Annotated in this window: 6 protein-coding genes (1 of these 6 running past the window's edge); 4 read left to right on the top strand and 2 right to left on the bottom strand. The window is 42.1% G+C overall.

Features of this window, described 5'->3' with window-relative positions:
- Positions 1-523: the 5' portion of a DUF4294 domain-containing protein gene (locus C5O00_RS11890; protein WP_105217660.1), read on the bottom strand. It extends 176 nt beyond the left edge of the window; 523 of the gene's 699 nt are visible here — the first part of the coding sequence; the start codon lies at positions 521-523; its stop codon lies beyond the left edge, outside the window.
- 113 nt (positions 524-636) lie between these two features.
- Between C5O00_RS11890 and C5O00_RS11885 the strand changes: the two genes are divergently transcribed.
- The 3 genes from C5O00_RS11885 (at position 637) to C5O00_RS11875 (ending at position 4,172) form a co-directional block, all read left to right on the top strand.
- On the top strand, positions 637-1,722 hold the full coding sequence (locus C5O00_RS11885) for a M42 family metallopeptidase (RefSeq protein ID WP_105217070.1): 1,086 nt from the start codon (positions 637-639) through the stop codon (positions 1,720-1,722).
- An 82-nt stretch (positions 1,723-1,804) separates the two neighbouring features.
- Positions 1,805-3,235, top strand: a complete 1,431-nt coding sequence (locus C5O00_RS11880; protein ID WP_105217069.1) for an MBOAT family O-acyltransferase — start codon at positions 1,805-1,807, stop codon at positions 3,233-3,235.
- A 1-nt stretch (position 3,236) separates the two neighbouring features.
- Complete coding sequence (locus tag C5O00_RS11875; protein ID WP_105217068.1) at positions 3,237-4,172, top strand: hypothetical protein; 936 nt, start codon at positions 3,237-3,239, stop codon at positions 4,170-4,172.
- On the opposite strand, the gene C5O00_RS11870 is transcribed toward C5O00_RS11875, so the two are convergent.
- Complete coding sequence (locus C5O00_RS11870) at positions 4,169-5,557, bottom strand: alanine/glycine:cation symporter family protein (RefSeq protein WP_394342088.1); 1,389 nt, start codon at positions 5,555-5,557, stop codon at positions 4,169-4,171. The genes C5O00_RS11875 and C5O00_RS11870 overlap by 4 nt on opposite strands.
- A gap of 60 nt (positions 5,558-5,617) precedes the next feature.
- Between C5O00_RS11870 and C5O00_RS11865 the strand changes: the two genes are divergently transcribed.
- Positions 5,618-6,877 carry an acyloxyacyl hydrolase gene (locus tag C5O00_RS11865; RefSeq protein WP_105217067.1) on the top strand — a complete coding sequence of 420 codons (1,260 nt, stop codon included), beginning with the start codon at positions 5,618-5,620 and terminating at the stop codon, positions 6,875-6,877.
- Positions 6,878-6,926 lie beyond the last annotated feature (49 nt).

Raw genomic sequence — 6,926 nt, 5'->3', positions numbered from 1 at the left:
ACATGCTGGCCGTTGTATTATACCAAAATGCCCGCCATCCCGTACGTAACTCCTTTACCAGATCGAAAGCAGTACGCCCGGTTTGCCTGTGGATGAGCTTCACCAGGATCTGACCTTCAGTGCGGGTTAATTTCTTTAGTTTTTCTGAAAATTCCTCCTCTATATATTTCTGTACCCTTTTGGTATACCGTTTACGATCGCGTTTCTTTTCGAGTGTCTTCATACGCGCCGTCATAGTAGTAAGCCGCTCCGCAGCCAGTTTCGCATATGGATACACCTTCCGGGTCTTTCTTCGGAGAATGAGATAGCGACGCCGGTCTTCCTTCGAATTGAATTCCAGCTTATTGAGTAGCACCACCTCTTCCAGATCTATATACTCCTTTGGGATAGTATCCCCTTCTATGATATAGTAGAAAGTTTCCACACTGTCCTTGTTGGTCTGCGTAAATTCCTGCAAGTCCTGAGCATAGCTAAACTGCCCTATCACAAGGAACAGGATCACCACTGTTTTTATTTTTTGAATTTTCTTCACGTGCCAATAATCTGTTACTCTAAAATCGTTCCAAAATTACATAAATTGAAACGCTCCACTAATTAATAAATTGCTAATTTTGGTTTTTCTGAAAAATACTATTTATGGCACAGTCTGTACTGAATAAAAAATCTTTAACCTTCCTCGAAAAATACCTTAACAATGCCTCTCCAACGGGCTATGAGTGGGATGGGCAAAAACTTTGGATGGATTACCTGAAACCCTATGTGGATGAGTTTCTAACCGATACATATGGTACTGCCGTTGGGATCATTAATCCGAAAGCGAAATACAAAGTAGTTATAGAAGGTCATGCCGACGAGATCTCGTGGTACGTTAATTACATTAGCGATAACGGCCTGCTTTATGTGATCCGAAACGGAGGAAGCGATCACCAGGTAGCCCCTTCGAAAGTGGTTAATATTCATACCAAAAAAGGGATCGTAAAAGGTGTATTTGGTTGGCCGGCCATCCATACCCGAAGTCGCGCGAAAGAGGAACCGCCCAAACCGGAAAATATTTTTATCGATATTGGTGCCAAGGATAAGAAAGAAGTGGAGAAAATGGGCGTACATGTGGGTTGTGTGATCACTTACCCGGATACATTTCATATTCTGAACAAGGATAAATTTGTGTGCAGAGCCCTCGACAATAGAATGGGCGGATTTATGATCGCCGAAGTAGCGCGATTGCTCCATGAGAACAAAAAGAAATTGCCATTTGGACTATATATCACCAACTCTGTACAGGAAGAGATCGGACTAAGAGGCGCACAAATGATTGCCGAACGCATCCAACCTAATGCGGCTATAGTAACCGATGTGACTCACGATACCACTACCCCAATGATTGACAAGAAAAAGCAGGGACTTGCAAAAATTGGTGACGGACCGGTGATCGCTTACGCTCCTGCCGTACAGCAAAAACTTAGAGATCTAATCATCGACGCAGCCGAAACAAATAAGATCCCTTTTCAGCGTGCTGCATTATCGCGTGCCACCGGGACAGATACAGATGCCTTTGCTTATAGCAATATGGGTGTGGCAAGTGCTCTGATCTCCCTGCCACTACGCTACATGCATACCACTGTAGAAATGGTTCATAAAAGTGATGTGGAAAACGTGATCAAGCTTATCTACGAATCTTTACTGCGCATTGAGAAGGATGAAACCTTTAGTTATTTTGATTAATTAGGCTTTATCTGCAAGAAATTAGTTACAGGCTTCCATAATGGAAGCCTTTTTTTATCTTAGCTCACAAACAAGCCCTTAGGTGTTATTCAATTCGCTGGATTTCGGAGTTTTCCTGGTCATTGTATTCTCGATGTACTGGATCATTGGCAGTAAGCGCCGAGTTTCCCAGAACATACTAATTCTGGTTGCCAGTTATCTTTTCTACGGCTTGTGGGACTGGCGGTTCCTATCGCTGTTAATTGGGAGCTCGCTCATCGATTTTATCGCAGCTCGATACATTGCTGCAGCAAGCAAAAAAGGTGTCAGGAGATTTTGGCTTTTTTTCAGTTTGTTCTGGAACCTGGGGATACTCTTTACCTTTAAATATCTCAATTTTTTTCTGGACGGGTTTCATTCTTTGTTCTCTACCAACCTACTGCCTGGAGAGTTCAGTATCTGGAATGTGATCATACCCGTAGGGCTTAGCTTCTATACCTTCCAGACCATGAGTTACTCCATTGATGTGTACCGGAACAAATGCACACCTACTCGCAACCTATTAAACTTCCTTTGCTATGTGAGTTTCTTTCCACAACTAGTGGCAGGACCTATAGAGCGTTCCAGTTTTCTGTTGCCTCAATTTGAAAAGCAGCGCCATTTTGATATCACTGAAGCGAAGGAAGGTCTGCGCCAAATATTATGGGGACTGTTCAAGAAGATACTCGTGGCAGATAAACTGGGGATCGCGGTAACCATGGTTTTTGATAATCCGGAGGGCTATGGTTTTATTAGCCTGTGCTATGCAGCCATATTATTTTCGTTTCAGGTGTATTGCGATTTTTCAGGCTATACCGACATCGCCATAGGAACGGCGCGCCTTTTTGGTTTCAAGCTGCATATCAATTTTAGATTGCCATACCTGGCGAAAAGTATGACGCAATTCTGGCAGCGCTGGCATATAACGCTTACCAAATGGTTTACAGATTACGTCTATCTCCCCATTGTAAAGCGAAATAAGAAAATAACCACCTGGGCACGAATCTCGGCTCTCCTTATTACAATGACCCTGGTAGGGCTTTGGCATGGTGCGAACTGGACTTTTGTTTGTTTTGGGGTCTTTAACGGACTGCTCCTGGCCATGGAACGGATACCGCTGGGAAGATCTAAGAAAACTCTTGCGCGAATGCTACCTGCACAACCTCGCTGGCTTAGTTTGATTTACTTCTTCAGTCTTACATCCATATCCAGCATATTTTTTAGGGCTGTAAATATTGACGACGCCTGGCTTATTCTAAAACGTATTTTCACTTTAGCGAAGGATCCACAATTATCGTTGTTAATAGGTGTGAAGATAGTGTTCCTTATCTTGATGATCGGGGCCGAATTAGCTACAAGAAGAAAAGAATTCCCGCTTCAGAACTTAAATGCTCACTTGCCCAGATGGATGCGTTGGACCTTATATTATATAATGATAGTTTTATTAATTCGTTTCTACGAACCTTTAAAAACCTTTATTTATTTTCAGTTTTAATATGCTTCGGAAATTTGCCATACAAGCTATACTGTTCTTTATCCCAGTGATCATGGGTTGTATTGCTGTGGAAATGGTAACCCGAAACCTTCCGATGCGATATACATATATAGGTAACTATCTCGAGAAAGAAAGCGCCAACCTGGAGGTGATGGTGCTCGGGTCTTCGCAAATGAAAGATGCTGTTAATCCCCAATGGCTCTCAAGGCCATCAATAAATCTGGCGTCTACGAGTCAGCACCACAACACAGACCTTAAAATATTAAGAGGATTGAAAGATCGAATGCCTCTTCTCAACACCGTGCTGATCGAACTCTCCTACGCACATTTAGAATTGCCACACAATGACGGAGAATTCTGGAAGAACAATGTATACCTGGAGTATTACGGGGTAAATTGTTTTGACCGTAAGGTGTGGTTTAAAGATCACTTGATCTATATATCCAATCCACCGTTCTTTTCCGATGCGATATATAAGGAGTACTTTTCGAATGAAGTAAGGGATGTATTTAACGAATTTGGATTCAATGTTAACTGTCACGAAGGTGCTTTCAGTAGAAATGATTTTGATGAAGAAAAGATAGCCCAACTTGATTTTGTTGTTCGCGCTTCAGAAAATAGGGAACTTTTTGAGCACAATTCAAATTATTTTTTAAACATGATCAAGGAGGTTGAAACTATGGGCCTGAATGTGATCGTTATCACTACTCCACTTTATAAAACTTACAAGGAGAAGAGAAACACCCATATACTGAAAAGAAGAGATAGTATTTTACAAGTTGTCGAACAGCGATTCCCCAAGGTACGCGTATTCAATTGTGAAGCAGACTGTACAGAGTTCACGGTAAAGGATTTTCTCAACCACAACCATTTAAATGCAGAGGGAGCCCGAAAATTCACAGAAAAACTAGATCATTTTCTTCAAAATAATCCTTAGCCTTTCTTTAAAGTTGCAAAGTAACGCTTGGCTTCCCTTATCACTTTTGGGGCCAGAAGAATAGTGGCTGTCATGGTAGGAACGGCCATAACTGCAAAGAAGGTATCAATAAGATTGATCATCATATTTAGATCTGTTGTTGCACCAAGGATTATACTTAGAATATAAATATAATTGTAATACGTAGCTCTTTTAGCTCCTATAAGAAAGGACATACACTTGGTTCCGTAATAAGAATAAGAAAACAGAGAGGAAATGCTAAAAACGGCGATGCACAATAACAGCAGGTATTTTCCTATTTGCGGCATTGTTTGCGTAAACGCAGAGGCCGTTAACGACACCCCGTTTGCACTGGATGTTTCCCAGACTCCGGTCACTAATATAGCCAAAGCTGTAAGGGTACAGATCACCAGTGTATCTATTGCCGGCCCTAACATGGCAACCAAACCCTCACGTATGGGTTCGTTTGTTTTGGCCGCTCCATGTGCCATAGGTGCCGTACCTATACCCGCTTCGTTAGAAAATGCACCGCGCCTGATTCCCAGTAAAAGAAGACCTCCTACTACCCCACCCAGAAAAGCATCTCCTTTATAGAAATTGGCCGTAAAGGCATCTGTAAAGATCAGGCTGAGATATTTTGGTAGTACTTCGAAATTAACTGCTAAAATGATCACCACCATGCCGAAATACAGCAATACCATTCCCGGAACCAGTTTTGAGGCGGTATTACTTATTCTACTTAAGCCGCCCAGGATCACAATAGCTGTGATGAGCCCCAGAATTATCCCAATGGTGAGGTTACTATTAAATCCTGTGTACATCCCGGCAGGTTTTAACACCAGGTCGTTGACAGCCTGGGTAAGCTGATTTACATTAAAAACAGGTAGAGCCCCTACAAGGCCGGCCACACTAAAAATTACGGCCAGGAATTTCCAGTTCTTTCCTAGGCCTTCCATAATAAAATACATAGGTCCTCCCTGCAAATCACCATTACTATCCTTTCCTCGGAACATCACCGCCAAAGAAGCGGTAAAGAATTTGGTCGACATCCCAATAACCGCGCTCACCCACATCCAGAACACCCCACCAGGCCCACCAATGGCAATGGCAACTGCTACTCCAGCGATATTGCCCATTCCCACCGTAGCGGATAAAGCCGTTGTTAGTGCCTGAAAATGCGTGATCTCTCCTTTATCGTTCTCATTATCGTACTTGCCTCGTAGAACCGCAATAGCATGGCCCAAATATCTGAATGGGAGAAATTTTATTCGTATCAGCATATACAACCCTCCACCTATAAGCAGGATAAGTAAGGGTAAACCCCAGGCAATGCTTTGTGCTTCCGATATAAAGTTGTCGAGAATTTCGATGAAGTAGTCGTACATGAAGAAGCTAATGTAATTTAAATTTTAAAATTCGTATCAATTGTTTTCCTTTGTAAAGGAATGAAACAACTACTAACCGTCATTTTATTTCTTTTCACGGTTCAATTGATCTCTCAAGAGAACAATACCGAAAATAATTCCTCCTTCGTTTTCACCCCCGAGATCATGGTAGGCTTTACTGCCGAATCCAACGAGTTTTTTCCAGACAGGAATCTACAAACTCAAGTACTGCTGAACTTCGGATGGGATCATAGTAAAAATCCTCGTGAATGGGCCCGGCGGCTGAAAGGCCCAAAGACGGGTATATCCCTTGGCTATACTTCTTTTGGGAATAAAGATAGTCTGGGAGGCGCCTTCACCTTATTACCTTTTATAGAATTTGGCATATTTAATAGCAAGCGTTTACGATCGCAAGTTGGTATTGGCGGTTCTTACTTTACAAAGACCTATGATGAGATGAACAATCCCAGAAATCAGGCCGTATCAACAAAATTAACCTGGTCTTTCAGAGCCTTTATGCATTATGAGTTCCTTAGATCCAGAGAGATGAACTGGCGTGTGGCTTTAGGATATTTTCATCATTCCAACGGACATACACGCTTACCAAACCAAGGTTATAACTCGTTCTTATTGAGCCTTTCGGCTGATATTAAGAATACAAATTCGTCTGCCTCACGCGAACTCACGCAAACTCCCGATCTTAAGAGAAGAGTAAACGATTATATCAGTTTTTATGGTGGCTTCGGAATAAATGTACTGTCACTTGCTTACAACGATAAACGTGGTGTTTATACCATCTCCGGTGAATATGGGAAGGTGTTAAATGGAATGTTTAAAGTAGGGGTTGGCTTCTATTATCGCTATTACGAGCACTATTACGATTATATTGCTGATGAAGAATTTTTGGTTCGACCCGGTGAAGAATTTGAAGAGTTTACAAATAATCCATGGTGGAATGCATCTAATCTTGGAATTCACGCTAATGGGGAATTTATGCTGAATCACGTTGGATTTAACGTACAGCTGGGGGTAAATCTTCACAAGCCGGCATATCAGATCGACTGGCGTATCAATCAGGGATGGGATAATACACCCAGGGAGATCCCGCCTAATTTCATGCTGGGTGAATTCGACAGTAAGTACAGACTCAAGAAAACCCTGGCTGCACGAATGGGCCTGAAATGTTATCTCTGGGATACTAGTAAGGAGCCTATTCATAATATTTTCTTCGGAATCCATATTAACGCCAACGGAGGCCAGGCAGATTTTACAGACCTTAGCCTTGGTTATGTGTACAACTTCAATTTTAAGGAAAGATAAAGGCCTCCCGTTTCCGAAAGGCCTGAGATCATTAATCTGTTTACTGAAT

Origin of the sequence: Pukyongia salina, assembly GCF_002966125.1 — a bacterium.
Classification (GTDB): Bacteria; Bacteroidota; Bacteroidia; order Flavobacteriales; family Flavobacteriaceae; genus Pukyongia; species Pukyongia salina.
The sequence above is the reverse complement of the archived record's forward strand: the minus strand, read 5'-3'. Positions and strand labels throughout refer to the sequence as shown.

What these genes read in the sequence shown, in the direction of transcription:
- C5O00_RS11870 (WP_394342088.1), bottom strand. Translation starts at nt 5,557, where the DNA reads ATGTACGACTACTTCATCGAAATTCTCGACAACTTTATATCGGAAGCA.
- C5O00_RS11865 (WP_105217067.1), top strand. Translation starts at nt 5,618, where the DNA reads ATGAAACAACTACTAACCGTCATTTTATTTCTTTTCACGGTTCAATTG.
- C5O00_RS11875 (WP_105217068.1), top strand. Translation starts at nt 3,237, where the DNA reads ATGCTTCGGAAATTTGCCATACAAGCTATACTGTTCTTTATCCCAGTG.
- C5O00_RS11885 (WP_105217070.1), top strand. Translation starts at nt 637, where the DNA reads ATGGCACAGTCTGTACTGAATAAAAAATCTTTAACCTTCCTCGAAAAA.